The 20,474-nt window shown below is 29.9% G+C and carries 19 protein-coding genes and 1 riboswitch; of the genes, 8 read left to right on the plus strand and 11 right to left on the minus strand.

Features of this window, described 5'->3' with window-relative positions:
- Positions 1–17: 17 nt before the first annotated feature.
- Complete coding sequence (locus tag E0E45_RS03110; RefSeq protein WP_130889807.1) at positions 18–428, minus strand: RrF2 family transcriptional regulator; 411 nt, start codon at positions 426–428, stop codon at positions 18–20.
- A gap of 117 nt (positions 429–545) precedes the next feature.
- Here E0E45_RS03110 and E0E45_RS03115 point away from each other — a divergent pair, with 117 nt between their 5' ends.
- Together E0E45_RS03115 and E0E45_RS03120 are read left to right on the plus strand one after the other, a co-directional pair.
- The gene (locus tag E0E45_RS03115; protein WP_130889808.1) at positions 546–1,310 is read left to right on the plus strand and encodes a threonine/serine ThrE exporter family protein; all 765 of its coding nucleotides are present in this window, start codon (positions 546–548) and stop codon (positions 1,308–1,310) included.
- A 1-nt stretch (position 1,311) separates the two neighbouring features.
- Positions 1,312–1,770, plus strand: a complete 459-nt coding sequence (locus E0E45_RS03120; protein WP_130889809.1) for a threonine/serine exporter family protein — start codon at positions 1,312–1,314, stop codon at positions 1,768–1,770.
- Between the two features lie 24 nt (positions 1,771–1,794).
- On the opposite strand, the gene E0E45_RS03125 is transcribed toward E0E45_RS03120, so the two are convergent.
- On the minus strand, positions 1,795–2,088 hold the full coding sequence (locus tag E0E45_RS03125) for an HU family DNA-binding protein (protein WP_130889810.1): 294 nt from the start codon (positions 2,086–2,088) through the stop codon (positions 1,795–1,797).
- Between the two features lie 217 nt (positions 2,089–2,305).
- Here E0E45_RS03125 and E0E45_RS03130 point away from each other — a divergent pair, with 217 nt between their 5' ends.
- Positions 2,306–3,724: a hypothetical protein gene (locus E0E45_RS03130; protein ID WP_130889811.1), complete on the plus strand. Its 1,419-nt coding sequence runs from the start codon at positions 2,306–2,308 to the stop codon at positions 3,722–3,724.
- A 42-nt stretch (positions 3,725–3,766) separates the two neighbouring features.
- Here the strand turns inward: E0E45_RS03130 and E0E45_RS03135 are convergent, their stop codons facing one another.
- The gene (locus E0E45_RS03135; RefSeq protein WP_130889812.1) at positions 3,767–4,219 is read right to left on the minus strand and encodes a GNAT family N-acetyltransferase; all 453 of its coding nucleotides are present in this window, start codon (positions 4,217–4,219) and stop codon (positions 3,767–3,769) included.
- A gap of 154 nt (positions 4,220–4,373) precedes the next feature.
- On the opposite strand from E0E45_RS03135, the gene rbr reads away from it, so the two are divergent.
- Positions 4,374–4,913, plus strand: coding sequence for a rubrerythrin (gene rbr, locus E0E45_RS03140; protein WP_005981983.1), 540 nt, complete (start codon positions 4,374–4,376; stop codon positions 4,911–4,913).
- Between the two features lie 49 nt (positions 4,914–4,962).
- Here rbr and phnW read toward each other — a convergent pair whose 3' ends face one another.
- From phnW to E0E45_RS03165, 5 genes are read right to left on the minus strand one after another with little or no spacing between them, the layout of a single operon-like run.
- Positions 4,963–6,081, minus strand: coding sequence for a 2-aminoethylphosphonate--pyruvate transaminase (gene phnW / locus E0E45_RS03145; RefSeq protein WP_130889813.1), 1,119 nt, complete (start codon positions 6,079–6,081; stop codon positions 4,963–4,965).
- Positions 6,082–6,106: 25 nt separating this feature from the next.
- Positions 6,107–6,910: a phosphonoacetaldehyde hydrolase gene (gene phnX / locus E0E45_RS03150; protein ID WP_130889814.1), complete on the minus strand. Its 804-nt coding sequence runs from the start codon at positions 6,908–6,910 to the stop codon at positions 6,107–6,109.
- 2 nt (positions 6,911–6,912) lie between these two features.
- Positions 6,913–8,637 carry a putative 2-aminoethylphosphonate ABC transporter permease subunit gene (locus E0E45_RS03155; RefSeq protein WP_130889815.1) on the minus strand — a complete coding sequence of 575 codons (1,725 nt, stop codon included), beginning with the start codon at positions 8,635–8,637 and terminating at the stop codon, positions 6,913–6,915.
- Positions 8,637–9,620, minus strand: coding sequence for an ABC transporter ATP-binding protein (locus tag E0E45_RS03160; protein ID WP_130889816.1), 984 nt, complete (start codon positions 9,618–9,620; stop codon positions 8,637–8,639). The genes E0E45_RS03155 and E0E45_RS03160 overlap by 1 nt, the downstream gene beginning before the upstream one ends.
- Positions 9,621–9,644: 24 nt before the next feature.
- Positions 9,645–10,676, minus strand: coding sequence for a putative 2-aminoethylphosphonate ABC transporter substrate-binding protein (locus tag E0E45_RS03165; protein WP_130889817.1), 1,032 nt, complete (start codon positions 10,674–10,676; stop codon positions 9,645–9,647).
- A 196-nt stretch (positions 10,677–10,872) separates the two neighbouring features.
- Between E0E45_RS03165 and E0E45_RS03170 the strand changes: the two genes are divergently transcribed.
- Entirely contained in the window at positions 10,873–11,286 is a 414-nt protein-coding gene (locus E0E45_RS03170) for an EamA family transporter (RefSeq protein WP_130889818.1), read from the plus strand.
- Between the two features lie 177 nt (positions 11,287–11,463).
- Here E0E45_RS03170 and argH read toward each other — a convergent pair whose 3' ends face one another.
- The 3 genes from argH to E0E45_RS03185 form a co-directional block, all read right to left on the minus strand.
- A complete protein-coding gene (gene argH / locus E0E45_RS03175) occupies positions 11,464–12,879 on the minus strand; it encodes an argininosuccinate lyase (protein WP_130889819.1) in 1,416 nt (471 codons plus the stop codon).
- A gap of 19 nt (positions 12,880–12,898) precedes the next feature.
- A complete protein-coding gene (locus E0E45_RS03180; protein ID WP_130889820.1) occupies positions 12,899–14,377 on the minus strand; it encodes a Na+/H+ antiporter NhaC family protein in 1,479 nt (492 codons plus the stop codon).
- 305 nt (positions 14,378–14,682) lie between these two features.
- Complete coding sequence (locus E0E45_RS03185; RefSeq protein ID WP_130889821.1) at positions 14,683–16,176, minus strand: cobyric acid synthase; 1,494 nt, start codon at positions 16,174–16,176, stop codon at positions 14,683–14,685.
- Between the two features lie 169 nt (positions 16,177–16,345).
- Positions 16,346–16,522: riboswitch (cobalamin riboswitch) on the plus strand.
- Between the two features lie 64 nt (positions 16,523–16,586).
- On the opposite strand from E0E45_RS03185, the gene E0E45_RS03190 reads away from it, so the two are divergent.
- From E0E45_RS03190 to E0E45_RS03200, 3 genes are all read left to right on the plus strand, one after another.
- Complete coding sequence (locus E0E45_RS03190; protein WP_130889822.1) at positions 16,587–17,555, plus strand: TIM barrel protein; 969 nt, start codon at positions 16,587–16,589, stop codon at positions 17,553–17,555.
- A gap of 15 nt (positions 17,556–17,570) precedes the next feature.
- Positions 17,571–19,526: a TonB-dependent receptor family protein gene (locus E0E45_RS03195; protein WP_130889823.1), complete on the plus strand. Its 1,956-nt coding sequence runs from the start codon at positions 17,571–17,573 to the stop codon at positions 19,524–19,526.
- Between the two features lie 74 nt (positions 19,527–19,600).
- A complete protein-coding gene (locus E0E45_RS03200) occupies positions 19,601–20,449 on the plus strand; it encodes an ABC transporter substrate-binding protein (RefSeq protein WP_232044045.1) in 849 nt (282 codons plus the stop codon).
- The last annotated feature ends 25 nt before the right edge of the window (positions 20,450–20,474 follow it).

A 20,474-nucleotide genomic window follows, 5' to 3' on the forward strand; every position in this document is an offset into this window, starting at 1 on the left:
CCATTTTATGTTAATTATTATTGAGCAGCAGCATCTTTTAAATCTTTAAAGCTTGTATCACTCAATTTTTTCTTAACATCTTCCTGTATAGAGTAAAGCAGTGAATTCACTGGATCAGCCTCAACTTTTTTAGCAGAACTTACATTTTTTAAACTTGTATTGATAAAAAGGTCACCCTGAATCACTTCTATTACATTTCTCAAACTGATATCGTTTGCAGACTTTTTTAATTTGTATCCTCCTTTAATTCCTCTAAAAGATTCAACAAGTTTAACTTTACAAAGTCTTCTTAATATTTTAAGAGCAAATTTCATAGACATTTTTTCAGCTTCACTGATTTCTCTTGCATTTGCTATTTCACCTTTATCTAATTTTGATAAATATAATACGATCTTTATTGCGTAATCACTTTCTTGTGTTATTTTCATTTATGTATCACTCCTTATTTAATTAAATCATTTTATAAAATTGTATTTTTGTATATTCTATTTTTTATATTTTGTGCTATAATTTAGGTAAATATAAATAATATCTGGGAGATTTTAATGGATAAAAAAACTGAATATAAGATTCTTTCACTTGCCTGCCTTACAGGAAAAATTATGTTGCAGAACGGCTCTGAAGTATATAGAGTAGAAAATCATATATGCCAGGTAGCTGAATATTATGGTATGACTCCTCAATGTTTTGCTACACTTACCTGTATAATAATAACTCTTAAAAATTCTGAAGGGGAAGTTATCTCCCTAGTAGAAAGAGTGACGTCAAGAACTACTAATTTAGATAAAGTTTATCAAGTATATTCCCTTATAAGGGACATAAGCAATTACAGCTGTGATGAACTTAGAAATGAGCTTCTCAAGATTGAGAATGAAAAACCATATCCACTCCTCATAAATATAGCAGGAAACTCTATAGGTGCTGGATTTTTTATCTTCCTTTTTTCAGGTAATATTAGAGAATTTATTGCTGCTTTTTTATGTGGTATAGTCATTGCAATAGCATCAAAAATTACAGACGCACTAAAATTAGGAACTTTTTTTACTAATCTTCTCTGTGGAGGAATTTCTTCAGGAACAGCCTGTTTATTTCTTTATTTAGGATTTATAACAGATGTTTCTATTCCAATAATTTCCACATTGATGATATTAGTTCCAGGAGTTGCGTTTATTAATTCCATGAGAGATATATTCTCAGGAGATCTTGTTACAGGGCTTTCCAGACTGGGAGAAGTTGCCATGATAGGAACTTCAATAGCTGTTGGGTCAGGTATAGCACTGAAATTACTTCTAAACTTGGGAGGTGTATAATATGTCAGTAGAAAAAATAATATTTCAGATTGCAGCTGCTGTATTTACTACCTTTGGGTTTGGGTTGATGTTTAACATAAAACACAAAAATCTCTTTCATACCAGTATAGCTGGAGGATTGAGTTGGGCAGTGTATCTTTTAGGACAGCACTTAAACTATTCTGAAGGATTAACATTTTTTATAGCAACATTTGCACTTGCACTGTATTCAGAAGCAGTTTCCAGAATAATATATACGCCTGTAACAACGATATTAATAGCTGCTCTAATACCTTTGGCACCTGGAGGAGGTATTTATTATACAATGTATAATCTAATTGATAAAAATTATCCTATGGCAGTTCAAAAAGGTATTCAGACTTTTATTATAGCAGGAGCAATGGCTGTAGGAATCTTTTCAGCATCAACTGTCTTTAGACTTTATGATGAAATAAAGTCTAGAGTTAATAAGAATACTTAGATTAAGGGGGAATTTTTCCCCTTTTTAACTGTTTTTTACTCTTTCAGCAAATTTCTTTCCAACTGTAAATTTTAAAACTCTCTTAGCTGGAATTACTATTCTCTCTTTAGTTCTAGGGTTACCATAAGTTCTTTGTTCTCTATGTTCTATTTCAAATTTACCCCAGTCTTTAAAAATAACTTTTTCATCTTTATCAATAACTTGTTTTAAAGTATCAAAAAAAACTTTTACTCTTTTTTTAGCTTCACCTATATTTTTCAGTCTTCCATCCAACTTGAAAGATTCTAGATACATCTTCATAAATTCTTTTTCTGTCATTTTTGTGTGCCTCCTTGACTTGTTCTATTTTTATTTTTAAAGATGGTTCTTTTTTTTCTTAAAATGAAGTATACTATGAGTATATTCATATTAATATAACCTATATTAACATTGTTTTGATTAATATAAAATTCGAATTTTTTTTCAAAAATAATGAAAAAAATTTCATAGGTCACTTTTTCACAAATATGTATACAAAATTTGAAAGGAGTTAAAGATGCTTAATGGAAAAAATCTGAATATTTTAGAACTTTTATTTCAGAATGAATACACTGTTGAGGATTTATCTTCTGTTTTAAATCTCAATTCGAGGACTATACGTTATAATATAAAAGATATAAATTCAGTGCTAAATAAATGTAATTTAAATGGAATATTAAAAAATAAAGATAAATATTTTCTTGAAAAAAAAGAAATGGTTAAAATAAAAAAGCTAATTTCAGAATTTTCTTCACTCACTTTTATTGACAGAAGAGATTATTTAATAACTAAACTTTTAATAGATGACAAAATAATATTGAGTCACGAAAGTAGAATATTAGATGTAACAAGAAGAACTTTAAATTATGATTTAGTAGAGATAAAAAAATTTTTGGCACCCTATTCTATAACTGTTGAAGTTATACATGGAAAGGGAATAACTTTGCATGGAAACGAGAAACATCTAAAAATACTATTAATTGCTTTCCTTACTAAGTTTATTTCAAAAGGAAGAAAACTTAAAAATATATTTAAGGAGCTACTTTATTCAATAGTGACAGAAGAAAAATTAAATGAATATATGCTTAAAGGAAATAAATTACTTAAAATGGCAGATAAAAATATTCAGACATATAGTTTTTATTCAATAATAGCTATATTTGTAGATTCACATTTAAAAAGAAAAAAATTTGAAGATAACTATATTTATTCTTATTCTTCACAGCGGTATTATGAATATTTTAATCTGGTAAGAGAGTTTATAAAAGATGATATAAAGCTGAGCAACTTTGCTGTTCATAATATAACCCTCATACTTATGGAGATATATTCAACAGATTTAGATGAAAACCTACATAGAAATATAGAAGAGTTTTTAAAAGAATTAAAGAAAAGATGTAATAATGAATTAAACATGAATGAAGAATTTGTTTATAGAATTTCTTCAGTTATCAAAATTTCAGTGTATAAATCAAAATTTAATATAGTACAGAAAAATCTTGATTTTACAGATGTTCCTAAATATTGTTCAAAAATATTTAATACAATATATGAACTAATACCCAAATATTTTATGCAATTTGTTATGGAGGATTTCATACTTTTAGCAATAATTATTCAGGAAAATATAGAAAAAGAAAAATATGCAGGAAGCAAACCTAAAAAAATACTTGTTGTAGATAATACTTTTGAACAGAGAGCTACCAAAATGGTTATAAAAAAGCTTCAATGCACATATAATATAGAGATTATAGAAGTAATACCTGATTATAGGATAGAATATTTTCTTTCTGAAAATGAAGACATAGATCTTATTATATCCCTTGCAAATTTAGATGATGAACCACATGGAATCCCAGTTTTAAAAATTTATCTCAGCGATTTTTGGAATGGAATAAATGTTTTAGATGAATTTAACATACCAAAAAAATATTAAAATAAAAAGTTCTCTACAATTAAGCAAGAGAACTTTTTATTTTTAAGAAAGCTGCATATACATATCAATATGAGGTATTCCATCTTCATCATACACATCAGATACAGCTGTAAATCCTACTGAAGAATAAAAATCTTTTAGATAAAATTGAGCACCAATAGTAATTTCATTTTCTCCAAAAATATTTTTTACACATTCTATACATTGTAATACTAATTTTCTGGCATATCCATACTTTCTATAGCTGTTCAATACCATTACTCTTCCAATAGAAACAGTGTCATAAGATAATCCTTTAGCTAAAACTCTGGCATAACATATAATTTTACCAGTATCTTTATCTCTTGAATAAATATGGAGAGAATCAAAATCTTTTTCATCAAAATCTAAATAAGAACAATTCTGCTCTACTACGAATACTTCCTGTCTGATTTTTCCAATTTCATAAAGCTCTCTAGCAGATAATTCATCAAATCTTTTTATAGAAAATTCCATGTGCTGTTCCCCCTTATTATTGTTAATATCTATCTCTAGATTATACCTTTAAATACAAAATATTTCAAAATTTATTTGACATTATCAAGATGATATGTTATCTTATTTGTAGAGATTACAAAAATGTAAAAAGAAAATAAGGAGATGATTTTAAATGGAATTGAAAGGGTCAAAAACAGAGAAGAATTTAATGACTGCATTTGCTGGGGAATCAGAAGCAAGAAATAAATATACATATTATGCATCAAAGGCTAAAAAAGATGGATTTGAGCAAGTGTCAAAATTATTTGAAGCAACTGCTAACAATGAGAAAGAACATGCTAAACTTTGGTTCAAACTTTTAAAAGGTGGAAATATTCCTTCAACTATTGATAATCTTTTAGATGCTGCTGAGGGAGAAAACTATGAGTGGACTGATATGTATGCTGAATTTGCAAAAGTAGCAAAAGAAGAAGGGTTCACTGAAATTGCTAGATTATTTGAAGGTGTAGCAAAAGTAGAAAAAGAACATGAAGAAAGATATAGAAAATTATTAGCTAATATCAAAGAAGAAATGGTATTCGCAAGAGAAGAAGAGGTAGCATGGGAATGTATGAACTGTGGACATATTCACTATGGAAAGAAAGCTCCAGAAGTTTGTCCAGTATGTGCTCATCCACAAGCTTACTTCATGATTCAGCCTAAAAATTTCTAATTAAGTAAAAATCAGACCAGCCTGTTAACTTCAAGCTGGTCTTTTTATATTACCATGTAGCCTTTTCTATAGCTTTCAGTAGTGCATAAATATCATCTGGATATACTTCACCAATATTTCCTATTCTAAAACTTTCCATGTCAGTAACTTTTCCGGGATAGATGACGAATCCCTCTTTCTTTAACTTATAATAGAATTTCTCAAAATTATAATCTGGATTTTCAGGTGCAAAGAAAGTAGTTATTATTGGGGATTGATACTCTTCAGAAATAAGTGATTTGAAGCCTAGATTTTTCATTCCCTCTCTCAAAATAGTATTATTTTTTCTGTATCTTTTTTCTCTTTCTATCACGCCCCCTTCTTTTTCTAATTCTAAAAGAGCCTGATAAAAAGCTCTTACAGTATGAGTAGGGGAAGTGAATCTCCATTTTCCATTATTTTCCTCCATGACTTTCCATTGATTGTATAGATCAAGAGAAAGAGAACGAGCCTGCCCTGAACAGTTTTCTAAAACTTCTTTTCTGCATATGATGAAAGAGAAACCCGGAACACCTTGTATACATTTATTTGAAGAACTGATTATAAAATCTGCTTTTACCTCTTCAATATCTATTTCAATACCGCCAAAACTTGACATAGCATCAACAATATATATCTTATTAAATTCTTTAACTAATTCTCCTATCTTTTCAATAGGATTTAAAATTCCACTTGTAGTTTCACTATGTACTACAGCTACATGAGTGATATCTGGATTAGATTCAAGGATTTCTCTCACTCTGTTGATATCTATAATATCTTTATCACCAAATTTTTCTATGATATTATTTATTTTTAAAACCTGAGCAATTTCTCCCATTCTGTTTCCATAAGCTCCATTTGATAAAATTAATAACTTCCCATTTTCAGGAAGAGCAGTTCCTATAACAGATTCTACTCCAAAAGAACCGCTTCCCTGCATAAGAACAGAAGTATATTTATGATAATTTCCTGATGGAACAGCTAATCTTACTAATTTTTCTCTTATTTCCTGAACTATATTATTATATTCTTTATCCCATGTACACCAGTCTTTAAGCATAGCCATTCTCACTCCATTGCTTGTAGTTAATGGTCCTGGTGTTAAAAGCAGATATGGTTTTTCTAAATATTCTTCTAAAGTATGCATGTTTAATTCCTCCAGCTTAACTGTTTTAGGCTCTTTCGCCGTTTTTTAATTTGTTGTTGATAATATCTATAATATATGGAACTTTTGAAATGTCCTCTATTACAAAATGAGCTCCTGCTGAAAGCATTTTTTCAGCTGTTTTTTCCATCTTTTCTTTCAATTCTTTTTCAGAAAGAGAGTTTACTTCTTCAAGGGATAATCCTAGTTCACTGCTTCCTTTTAATATTCCAACTGTCCACACTTTCGCATTTCTTCCCTCTTTAATGTCAGAGATTGTATCTCCGATTTTTATAACACAGTCTGTGTCCTCTTCTCCAAGAGTAAGCATATTCTGATATATCATATATGGAGCAGGTCTTCCAGCTGGAACAGCATTAGGAGTAGTATAGTAATCTGGAGAATATCCCTGAGATTTTGCCCCAGCAGTGACAATGTCCATCATTTCCTGTGTGTATCCTGTTGTTGAACCTATTTTCAATCCTCTTTCCCTCAAAATATTTACAGTTTCTATGCAGTGTGGAACAGGTTCAGTATAGTCAGCAAGTATTTTAAAAAGCTTGTTTTCAAAATTTTTGTAAAGCTCTTCTATATCATTTTCATTCCACATTTTATTATATTTTTCATTCCATAGAGCAGTAACTCTGTCAAGTGACAGCATAGCTTTGATATGATCTATTTTCAGCATTCCCATAGGGCCTCTTGCTTCTTCCAGTGTTACATCTATATTTTTTTCTTTGAATATTTCAAGGAAAACCTGTACAGGAGCAAAGCATCCATAATCAACAGCAGTTCCAGCCCAGTCAAAAATTACAAGATTTATTTTTTTCATAATTAAACATTCTCCTCTTTCATTTTATTTTTTCTTTTTTGTAAAAACTTTAAAATTATCTGATATATTATTTTAATTATTATATTTGTAAGAAGTATTACTATGGACATTGCAGAAGCTTTTGCTATCTCCCCTGTATCATCCAGATTGATTACTGCTATGGAAAGGAGATTCAGACTTGATGTATAAAGGAATACAAGAGCTGAAATAGTTACCATAGAATTTACAAAGTAATAGAAGAATATCTCTAATATTGATTCGAGACACATTGGGAAGGTTACATTGGAAAATGTTTTGTACCAAGGTATTCCCATTGAGAGAGAAACTCTTTCAAATTCTTTGTCCAGCTTCTTCAAAGCTGTGTTGGCAGTTAAAAAAGATATTGAGTAAAAATGTATCACATTTGCCAGTACCATTATCCAGATAGTCTTATACAATGAATTGAAAGGATTCATTATACTTATATTTAAAAAAGGTATTGTGAAATAGCTTTTATTAAAAAAGAATATATATGAAATACCTATTACCATTCCTGGAAGTGCTAGGGGAACAAGAGAAAGAAAATATATCACTTTATCCTTTAAGGTTTTCTTTTCTTTTTTCTCAATAAGATAAGCACTCATAAATGTCATAAAAGTTCCAAATATTCCAGAAAGAACTGCAAGAATAAAAGAGTTTTTAAAGAATATCTCAATACCGCCGTTATAGTCATAAAATTTAAAATTATTCAGACTGAAACTAAGATCATAGGGCCATAGTTTAGAAAAAGCTGAAACAAATATTGTGACAAAAATTGATATGATAAATAAACAAATCAATATAGTATAAATGTAGAAAAATATATTCCTCGCCTTATTTTCCTTTGCAGTATAGGGAATAGATTTTGCATTGAGGACTACCCCCTGTTTTTTCTGTATCTTCTGATCAATAAAGAATGCTGCTACAGAAGGAATCAATAGAATGATACTGACAACAGCTCCCATAGACATATTATTCTGTCCAACTACTTTAATATATACATCTGTAGCCAGAACACTGAAATTTCCTCCTACTACTTTTGGAGCACCAAAATCTGTAAATGAAAGTATGAATGCTATAATAAAAGAAGATATCATTCCATATTTCATATTTGGAAGAGTGATAGTAAAAAATTTTCTGAAATTACTTGTTCCCAGCATATCAGCAGCTTCATAAAGTCTGTAGTCAGTTGTAGAAAGAGCAATATTCAATACCAGAAATATCTGTGGAAAAATATATAAAACCTCAGCTATTATTATTCCAGTAGCACCATAGAGATTAATATCAAAAGCAAACTGAGGAAGTTTATCAAAAAAACCAGTAGTTACAGCCCCTTTTCTCCCAAAGAGATACACAAGAGATATACCATGCATCATTGTAGGAGCAAAGAGAGGCATGAGGGCTATATATTTGAATATATTTTTAAATCTGATTGTAGTTCTCTGTACACCATAGGCATAGATAAAAGCTAGTACCAGAGATATGATGCTTGAAGCTATTGAGATAGTAAATGTATTTTTTAATGAGATAAGAAGATTTTTATTTGAGAAATATTCTTTGAAGTTGCTGAGTCCAATAAATTCTCCAGAGTTGTTTTCAAAGGATTTCGTCAGTAAAAGCCCTAGAGGAAAAACTATGGCAACTATCAAAAAAATAAGGATAAACCAAGTGAGTATTTCTCTGATTACTTCATCTTTAGTTTTTTCCATTATGATACCTCATCTCTGAAATCGAGATAGAAGCTTTCATCAAATTCAAGAAAAAATTTATTTCCCTGTTTCAAAGTTTGTTCATTTATAAAATTACAAGGAACTTCAACTTTCAATATTCTATCTCTATTTTTGAAAAAAAGCCTGTAAGATGGGCCTAAGTATTCCCAGCTTTCTATTTCTCTCATTATAAATTTATTTTTATTACTCAATACATCAGATACTATTTTTACATGTTCTGGACGTATAGCCTTTCCATTTTCCAGAAAATTTATTTTACCTATGAAATCTGCTGTGAAAAATGAGTTGGGATTCTCATATATCTCTCTTGGACTTCCCCACTGCATTATTTCTCCATCTTTCATGACCATAATTTTATCTGACATAGATAAGGCTTCCTCTTGATCATGAGTTACCATAATAGTAGTAAGTCCAAGCTTCTTTTGCAGGGACTTAATATCATTTCTTAATTTTTCTCTTACCTTTGCATCCAGTGCAGAAAGAGGTTCATCTAACAGAAGTATATCTGGTTCAAGGGCAACTGCTCTAGCAAGAGCCACTCTCTGCTGCTGCCCTCCGCTCATTTCATTGGGATATTTATTGCTGATAGAAAAAAGTCCTACCATCTCCAATACACTTTTAACTTTCTTTTCTATTAAATCTTTAGGCATTTTTTTATTTTTTAGTCCATAAGCTATATTTTCCCATGTTGTCATATTGGGGAAAAGGGCATATGACTGAAAAACTATAGAGAAGTTTCTTTTCGATGGATGAAGTGAAGAGATATCCTTTCCCTTTAGAAAAAGATTTCCAGAATTAAGTTCTTCCAGTCCAGATATAACTCTCAATAAAGTAGTTTTTCCACAGCCGCTGGGGCCGAGAAAGGAGATAAACTCCCCTTTCTCAATAGATAAGCTTATATTTTTTAAAGCATGAAATTTTCCATAATATTTATTTACATTTTTTACTTCTAAATAACTCATATTTCCTCCAGAATCAGGATATTTCTATTTTTGTTCAGCTTTTGCACCAAATTTTTCACTCCATTTATCTAAAATAGTATTTTTGTTTTCTGCAAGCCATTTAAAATCATTTTTTACCAGATGGCTTACAGGGTCAGAAGGGTAGCCATTTGGAATAGGGTTGTTGATATCAATGCTTGTTATAGCATATTGAGTACCATAGAGCTTCATCATTTCTTCTGAGATAGCCCAGTCCAGAAATATTTTTGATTCCTCTTTTATATCTTTTTTGTTGATAAGGGCATTAGCTTCTGAATCCCAACCAGAACCCTCAGCTGGAAAGACTACTTCAATAGGGTTTCCTTCATTCATAAGTTTTACACTAGGGTAATCATAAGAGATTCCAATTGGATATTCTCCACTGGCAGCCTGTTTAGCAGGTTTTGAACCTGAATGAGTATATACCCCCATATTTTCATGAAGTTTTTTCATATACTCCCATGCTTCTTTTTCTCCCATTACCTGCATAAATCCTGCTATGGCAAGGAATCCAGTACCTGATGAAGCAGGATGGGGCATAGAAATTAGCCCTTTATATCCTGGATTCAGAAGATCTTCATAAGTTCTGGGAATAGGAAGCCCAAGTTTTTCAAGCTCAGTTTTATTTACTGCAAAAGTTGCCATCCAAGCATTATTTCCTACCCATACAGGTTTTTCAGCAGAGTCTTTAAATTTAGGATCAACTTTTTCAAGTCCTTTTGGAGCATAAGGTTTTAAAAGATTTTCTTTGTCCAGCATAAGAAGTCCAGTAGCAGCAGTTCCCCATACTACATCAGCTTGAGGATTATCCTTTTCAGCCAAGATTTTTGTGATAAGGACACCAGTTGAATCACGAGTTATATTTAATTTGATATCAGGATGATGTTTTTTAAAATTTTCAAGGAATACAGGTATTTGTTCATTTTCAAGAGCAGTGTAGACATTGATTTCTTTTGGTTTTTGAGAAGAACTGCTTTCTTTAGACTGGCAGCTTGTCAATAAAAGTCCTGCAAAAAGAATAGTTAAAAATTTTTTCATTATTTTCCTCCATACATATAATTTGTATTTTTATATTTTTTCTAGTTTAAAATATAGATGTTAATGAAGTTTTAATTTGAAGTAAAAAGAAAGTGAAAAGGGAATTAACACTGTATTTACACAAAACTATTGATTTTTTTATATATAAAGAATAGAATTAAAAGGTATATTAAAAAATTATACAGGAGGAAAGGAAATGTGGTTTATATTTGCATTGCTGTCAGCAGTATTTGCAGCACTTACATCTATTTTTGCAAAGATAGGGATAGAGGGAATAAATTCTAATCTGGCAACAGCTATAAGGACAGTTGTGGTATTGTTTATGGCATGGGGAATGGTATTTGTTACTGGGACTCAAAATCAGATAGGAAATATAGGGCAGAAAAGCTGGATATTTTTAATATTGTCAGGAATGGCAACTGGATTTTCATGGCTGTTTTATTACAAGGCTCTACAGATAGGGGAAGCTTCAAAAGTTGTTCCAGTGGATAAATTCAGTGTGGTTATAACTATGATAATGGCTTTTATGATATTGAAAGAGGCAGTTACATTAAAAACTGTTTTAGGGGGAATATTTATAACAATAGGAACATTTATTATGATATTGTAAAAAGAGGTTGGCTTGTAGTTAGAAATATAATTTTAGAATTTTTTCAGCAGAAAGATTTGCAGTTAATTTTGCTTATAAAACTAGAAATAATAAATTCACTTCATTAAAAAAGTGTTACTTCTATTTTTTTAACTTCTAAAATTTATTTTAACTTTTTAGTCAACCTCTTATTTAACTTTATAATATATCGTTTAATTTATAATCTGTAACTATACTTTCAGATTCAGTAATAAATTCATCTAGGAATTTTATATGTGCATTGATGCTCTCTTTTCCAGGTCCTCCAAGAGTACAACGTTTTTCCACACAGTTTTTGATAGAAATCATTTCATAGATATCTTTGTCAAATAAAGGAGAAAATTCTTTGTAAGTTTTTATTGAAATTTCTTCGAAAGTAGTATTGTTGTCAATACAGTAAGCAACCATACCTCCAACTATTTTATAGGCATCTCTGAAGCTCATTCCCTTTTCAGTCAGATAATCAGCTACATCTGTTGCATTGATAAATCCTTGAGCAGCAGCTGCCAGAAGTCTCTCTTTTTTTACAGTCATAGTGTGAATCATTCCATTGAATACAGCCAGACACCCTTTTACTGTATCAAGGCTGTCAAAGAAGTTTTCTTTGTCTTCCTGCATATCTTTATTATATGCAAGAGGAATTCCTTTCATAGTTGTAAGTAGAGCCATTAAATCTCCAAAAACTCTTCCGCTTTTTCCTCTTATAAGTTCAGCAGCGTCAGGATTTTTCTTTTGAGGCATTATACTGCTTCCAGTAGAGAAAGAATCACTTAATTCTATGTAGCCAAAGTCATTAGAACTATAGATTATTATTTCTTCACAGAAACGAGAAAGGTGTACCATAATAAGTGCAAAAGCATTCATTATTTCAATCAGGTAATCTCTGTCACTTACACTGTCCATACTGTTCCAAGTAGGAGAAGAGAATCCAAGTATAGAACTTGTGAAATTTCTGTCCAAAGGATAAGTAGTTCCAGCTAGAGCAGCAGATCCAAGTGGTGATGTATCAGCTAAAGCAGCAGCATTTTTAAGTCTGATAAAATCTCTTCTGAACATTTCAGCATAAGCTAAAATATAGTGAGAAAAAGAAACTGGTTGAGCTTTTTGCAGATGAGTGAATCCAGGCATATATGTAGATATATTTTCTTTAGCAATTCCATTTATTATTTCAAGCAGATCAAGAAGCTGTGCCTGTACTTTTACTATTTCATCTTTTGTAAATAATTTCATATCTAAAGCAACCTGATCGTTTCTGCTTCTTCCAGTATGAAGTTTTTTTCCTACATCTCCAATTCTATCTATAAGTATTTTTTCGATATTCATATGAATATCTTCATATTCTATTGAGAAAGTAATTTTCCCCTCTTCAATGTCATTTAGTATCTCTCTAAGTGTTTTTTCTATAAGTTCACAGTCTGAAACAGGTATTATTCCTTGTTTACCAAGCCCTCTTACATGAGCAATGCTTCCCATAATATCATATTTGTAAAGTCTCTTATCAAAGTTTATTGATGAATGAAAGTCAAGAATAAGATGACTTGCCTTTTCTTTGAATCTTCCTGAAAAAAATTGCATTATAACATCTCCTTAAAAATTATTTATTTACCTGTTTTATTTTTATAACTGTTAAAATTGTAAGCTGTAAAACAATAGCAGCTGCAAGAACCAGATAACTCTGGAAGAATCCACCTATAAGGAAAGTTCCCATAGAGATTATTCCGTTGATAGATGCATAGTAGAATTGAGTTTTTACGTGTTCAATATGACTGCATCCAGAACCAGCAGAAGCCAATATAGTTGTATCAGATATTGGTGAAACATGGTCTCCAAATAGACCACCAGATAATATAGAACCAATAGTTACATATAATGGAGCATTAAGTGCAACAGCCATAGGTATAACTATAGGAATCATTATACTATATGTTCCCCAAGAACTTCCAGTAGAAAACGATATTATACATCCAAGAAGAAAAGCTATCATTGGAATAAAACCTGAATTAAGGTTTATACTTTTTATAAAATGAACAATATAATCTGCAGAACCAAGATTTTTATTAATAGTTCCTAAAGACCATGCAAGTATTAAAATAATTGCTATTTGAGTCATTTTATTTATACCATTTAGGTATATTGAAAATATTTCATCAAAAGTTTTACTTTTGTTTATAATCATCATAACAGAAAGAACAATAGCTGCATAAAGATATCCACTGCTTAATGCAGCTCTGAATTCACTTCCAGAAAATCTTTTAAACATGAAATCAAATCCAAGCATAGAAAATAGTGTAATTAAAAGTACTAATATAGGTAGCCATACATAGATAGGTTTAGCATTTTCTACAATATACTCTTTTTTCTCAAGAACTTCAAGTTCTCTCTCATTAAATATATCATCTTCAGCTTTTTTCATAGGTCCAAAATCCAGCTTCATAAGAGCTAGAGCAGGAACAATAGTAAGAGCAAGAAGAGGATATGTGTTAAATGGAATTGATTTCACAAAACTTTCATAGTCTGAAAGATTTAAATTTAAATTTTCAAACTCTTTTTGAAGAAGCCCAATGATAAAAACTCCCCACCCTATAAAAGGAACTAATACTGCTACAGGTGATGAAGTAGTATCAAGTATAAAAGCAAGTTTTTCTTTAGAGATCTTTAGTTTTTTGAAAAATGGAGCAAATATTGGTCCTACAATTAAAGGAGTTCCTAAATCAGAAAAGAAAATAATTATTCCTGCAAGGTAAGCTGAAAGCTGAGCTTTAGTCTTTGAATTGATATACTTACCAACACTTTGAGCAAAAGCATAGGCTCCTCCAGATCTCATCATAAGTTCAATAAATCCACCTATGAATATCATTAAAACAATGACTCCAGCATTGTAACTGTCAGTCAGTTGTTTTACAAAATAATCTGTCATCAATGTTTTTGTTGTAAGAAGAGGATTATAATTTAATAGTATAAGAGCCCCTAAAAAGACACTGCTGAAAAGTGATAAAATTACATTTTTGGTTTTTATTGCCATAGCTACTGCTATTATAATAGGCAATATAGATAAAAATCCATAGTTTTCCATAAAAAATTCCCCCTTGAAATTAATTTTAATATAAAAAGCCAGCCAAATAAATGACCAGCTTGATTTTAATAAAAAAGCCAATAGATATACTATTGGCTAAAAAACTTTTTTATGCTCATAAAGATAAAAATTGTATCTTTAATCTTTTCCAAAAGAAATAAATCAGTCAGCCATTGAAAGTGGAATATTAGTTTTATAAGTTAGATATACCATGCCTTTCATGCCTCAATAACATTTTATTTCCCCCAGTTTTACTTTTTATCTAAGTTATACTACTAAAAAAAAGCAGATATGTCAATAAAAAATTATTTTAAAATATTATATATTGCATCTATATCCAAATTATTTCTAAGTAAATCAGCTAATTTATCATATTCATTTTCTTTAAATTCAGAAAATTCAAAAAGTTCATTCAATGGATTTAATCCTTTTTTCTTTCTGATATTATTTAAAAATGTTCTGGTGAATTTGCTGTTATCAAAGATTCCATGAATGTATGTTCCGAAGGCATTATTTTTTGCAAGAACAGTGTAGTCGCTTTCCAAAGTAAGATTTTTTTCACTTCCATGTGTAATTCCCTGATGAATTTCATAACCTTTTATATGAAGCCCTTCACAATCGGCTAGTAGACCACACTTAGAATCAGAAAGAGTTTTTTCTACCTGTTTTGTATATTTCATTTTTTCCATTGTAGTAACAGTATCCATTATTCCAAAACCTTCAGTTTTCTCGATGTCGCTTTCAATATGGTGAGGATCAAATATCTCTTTTCCCATCATTTGAAATCCACCACATATACCTATTACAGTAGTTCCAGCAGAGTATAGTTTTTTTATTTTATCAAAAATACCATTAGCTTTCAGTAGTTCAAGATCAGAAAGAGTATTTTTACTTCCTGGAAGAATAATTATATCCTCGTCTCCAAGCTGTTCAGGCCTATATACATAATTCAGAGCTACATCAGGATATTGGCTTAAAGCATCAAAGTCAGTGTAGTTAGACATTTTATTAGTTCTTATTACACTGATGTTTATATCTCTTTTTTCATTTGTATTAGTAGTTAACTTTTTAGCCAGAACATCCTCTTCTTCAATATCCAGCTTTTCATATGGAACTACACCTAATACTTTTATATTCAGCCCTTCATCTTTTAATTTCTTTTCAAACATACCTATACCTGGTTTTAAAAGTTCCAGATCACCTCTGAATTTATTTATTATAACCCCTTTTATTCTTTTTCTGTCATTTTCATCAAGTAAGGCAATGGTTCCATACAGTGAAGCAAAGACTCCACCAGTTTCAATATTTCCAACTAAAATAACAGGAGCATCTACGAGTTCAGCCATTCCCATATTTACCAGATCCCATTTTCTAAGATTAATTTCAGCTGGGCTTCCTCCACCCTCTAACACTCCAATATCAAAATTATTTTCTATTATATCATAATTTCTTTTTGCTATAACTTTCAATTCTTTAGAATTTGAAAAATAATCTACAGCATTCATATTTGTATTTGGGATTCCTTCAATAATAATTTGGGAATTATTATCTGAGTTTGGTTTTAAAAGTATGGGATTCATAAAAACTCTTGGAAGTTCCATAGCAGCTTCAGCCTGTACTACCTGAGCTCTTCCCATTTCTAATCCGTCTATATCTACAAATGAGTTGAGAGCCATATTTTGAGATTTAAAAGGAGAAACTCTGTATCCATCTTGAGCAAATATTCTGCATAATCCAGCAGTTATAATGCTCTTTCCAACAGATGAACCAGTTCCTTGTATCATAATTTTTTTATGCATAATACACCTCTATTATTATTTTCTTTCAATTAGATGGTATCATAGTTTTGTGTATAATTTCAACAGCTAAAAAATATATGAATAGGAAATAAAACTTTTAATATTTGAATGTAATTCTAAAGAGATTGACAAAAATGTCTAAAAATTATATCATAAAGTTGATAAACAAACAGAGAAATAAAAATAAGGTGCTTATTTAAGCTTAATAGAGGAAGATGGGTGTGAACCCCACACAGCGAAAGCTACTGTATAGAGGACGAAATCACGTGTGCCACTGGGAAACTGGGAAGGTGTGAAAGTAGAAAGATTCTGAGTCAGGAGACTTACCAATAGATAAAAGTATATTTTGATATATTTATCCAGTAAGGTAGGCAGACTATTTTATTGGATTTTTTATTTGGAGGTTTTTGATGAGGAAAATTCTTAATATAACAGATTTTTATACTAATGAAGAAAATGAAAAAATGATGAAATATTATTGTGATAAGTATAATTTTAATGGCTTTGAGCTTATAAAATTTAATCTAGAAAAGGACAATGCTCCATTGAAAAAATTGATAAGAGGTTATCATATGAGATTTTTTCCAATGTGGCTGGATCTATATCAGGGAAAATATGAGATGCTCAAAGAAAAATTTAAAGAGAATCAGGAAATATTTTACTGGTGTGGTGGAACTACCAGAGAGGAATTAATTGAGTACTATAAAAAAGAATTAGAAACAGCAGATAAACTTGAAGCAGAATATGTTGTATTTCATGCATGCTATGTAGATGATGAAGGAAGTTTAATATATGAATTTCAATATTCAGATAAAGAGGTTCTTCAAAATGTTGTTGATCTGGTGAATGAAGTTTTTGGAGAGAAAAAATATAAGTTTAAACTTCTATTAGAAAATTTATGGTGGCCAGGTCTTAGATTGACTTCAAGAGAAGAGATAGAATTTCTGTTGGAAAATATAAACTATGAAAATATTGGCTTCATGCTTGATACAGGGCATATGCTGAATAATGAACTTAAGCTTAGAACAGTTGATGAAGGAATAGAGTATATTGAGAAAAATATTGCTGAAATGGGAGAATTGAAAAAGTATATAAAGGGAGTTCATCTGAACTTTTCTCTTTCAGGAAAATATTTTACAGAAGCTATAGAAAAACATAAAAGTTCAGAAGCTGAGAGAGAAAAAACTTTAAAAAATATATACAGTCATGTAAGTCAAATAGATCAACATCTTCCTTTTGAAGATGGAAGAATAATAGAAATATTGGAAAGTCTGCCATTGGATTGGGTGGTATATGAGTTTATATATTATGATGTTGAGGATTTAGAGAAAAAGGTAGAATGTCAGGATAAAATATTAAAGAAATTAAATTTTAAATAAAGTCTGGGAGGAAAAATGAAAAAAGTTTTAATGGCAGCAGCAATACTAACAGTGAGTACAACAATAATGGCAGAGGAAAATATAGCCAGTCAGAGATTAAATGAATCAGTTATTTCTACAGAGAATTTTGAAACAAGTGTATTGGATACTGCTAAAAATGTAACTATTGTAACTCAGGAAGATATCCAGAATAAGGGAGCCAGCACAGTGGCAGAAGCTCTTAGAGGAGTTCCGGGGTTAGATATAAGATCAATGGATGGTTCCGATCCAGTATTTGATATGAGAGGATCAGGAGCTACAGCAGGAAGTAACACGCTTGTACTTTTAGATGGAGTTCCTTTGAATAATATAGAAGGAAGATATTTTACAAGTCAAATTCCTATTGATCAAATAGAGAAGATAGAAGTAATTCCTTCAGGTGGAGCTGTAATGTATGGAGATGGAGCTACTGGTGGAGTGATAAATATCATTACAAAACTTCCTCAAGATAAGAAAAATTATGGTAGTGTAAATATGGAAGCAGGGTCGTGGAACACAAGAAAAGGAACTGTAAATTATGGAACTAAAATAGGAGATAAATTTTTGTTGGATACTTCATATACATATACTGAGGGAGATGGATATAGAACTCCTCATCCTGACTATAAAGATGGAGATACAAAGAAATCGCTTTGGCTAAGAGGTAGATATCTGCTTGATGATGGATATTTGGAAATGAGATATAATTATAACAAAGTAGAAGATAGCTACAGTGATTATTTAACAAAAGAAAAATTTGATGACAGTATAAAACAACATGGAGCATCAGGAGGAAAATATAAAAATATATCAAATGAATATACTTTGACATATAATAAAAAATTATCTGATAAATTATCTTTTCTGATTTATGGAGGATATACAGAGAATGATTATAGATATAAAGCAACATATTATCCAACTGCATACAATGAAAATAAAAGAAATTTAATAACTCAATACTATATAAAACCACAATTAAAATATACTTATGGAAAAGATAGTTATGTGATTTTGGGTGGAGATTATAAAAATGGGAAAGTAGAAGATAGAGTATCTAAAAATCCAGATAAAGAAAAAGAATCATATGGAGGGTATATTTTAAATAAAACAACAGTTGGGCAATTCCAATTTACTCAGGGATATAGAAAAGAGAGAAGTGATTTTGATTATTTTGAGTTTTCACAACCAGATATTAAAATAAAAAAGAAATTTTCAAGTGATGCCTATGAATTAGCAGCAAATTATTTGTATTCTGATACAGGTAGTATTTATTTAAGTTTTACACAAGGATTTAGAACTCCAAATGCAGATGATTTAGGAGCATGGTATGGAGATATTGATGTGCAAGAAACAAAAGCATATGAACTTGGAGTAAAAGATATGTATAAAAATACATATATTTCTTCTTCTATATTTTTAATTGATACAGATAATGAAATTTATTTGAAAAAAGATCCTACAGATAAAGATTATGGAAAATATGGAAAAAATACTAACTTTGATGGAAAAGTAAGGAGAATAGGGGGACAAGTTTCTCTACAACATTATTTTGATAGATTAACTTTAAGAGAAAATATTTCATATATTCAACCTAAAGTAACAAGTGGAAAATATGATGGAAAAGAATTTGCTGGAGTGCCAAGATGGAATGCTAATTTAGGAGCAACATATAACTTTACTGATAATATTTTAGGAAACTTAGATATATATTACTCAAGCAAAACTTATTCAACTGATGACTTTGCTAATAAATTAGGTAAGGATAATGATTATATAACAGTTGATACTAACTTGAAATATAATTTTGAAAATGGTTTAGAAATATACACAGGAATAAGAAATTTATTTGATAAAAAATATGCAAATATTGTAACATCTAATACTCAATATAAAGTATGCTATCCAGCAGATGGAAGAAGTTATTATGCAGGATTTAAATATAATTTTTAGGATGGCATAATAAAATGATATAATAGATAGACAGAGATTTCTCTGTCTATTTTAAAATTAAAGGATAAGTGATAATGATGATAAAAAAGTTTTTAGTAATAATTTTATTCCTTTTTTCAGTTACATCTTTTTCTAAAGAATACAACAGGATAGCATCTGGAAGTCCATCAGTAACAGAAATACTTTATGAATTAGGATTGAAAGATAAAATAATTGCAATGGATAAAAATTCTGATGTAAAAGGGTTAGATGATATGAAAATACCAAAAGTAAGTTTTTATCAAATAGATACTGAAAGTATTTTCTCATTAAAAGCAGACTTGATAATACTTTCTACATTTAACAGAGCAGATAGAGAAGATTTTATTGAATTTATGAAGAAAAAGGGAACAGATGTAATTTATATTTCTGATATAAAAAGTATAGAGGATATTTATAGTTGTATTAGAGAAATAGGAGAAAAGACAGAAAGGAAATCTGAAGCAGAAAATATAATTTCTAAAATGGAAAAAGAAATAAACGAAGTAAAAGAAATAAGTAAAAATATAAAAAATAAAAAGAAAGCATATTTTGAAATATCACCCTTCCCTTCTATGTATACATTTGGCAAAGATGTATTTATGAATGAAATGTTAGAAATTGCAGGGGTAGAAAATATATTTAATGATAAAAGCGGATGGTTTATTCCAAGTTTAGAAGTTATAGCAAGAAGAAATCCAGATATAATATTTACAAGTACTTATCAAGTTGATGATCCAGTAAAAGAAATTATTGATAGAGGAAATTGGAATATAATAAAAGCTGTAAGAGAAAGAAAAATATATCCAATAAGCAGAGAAGCTGTCAGACCATCTATTAGAATAATTGAAGTAATAAAAAGAATAGCAGAAGTAAGTTATCCAGAGTATTATGAAAGTAAATAAAAGTTCTTGAAGTAGAAATAGAAAA

Source organism: Fusobacterium ulcerans ATCC 49185 (assembly GCF_900683735.1).
Classification (GTDB): domain Bacteria; phylum Fusobacteriota; class Fusobacteriia; order Fusobacteriales; family Fusobacteriaceae; genus Fusobacterium_A; species Fusobacterium_A ulcerans_A.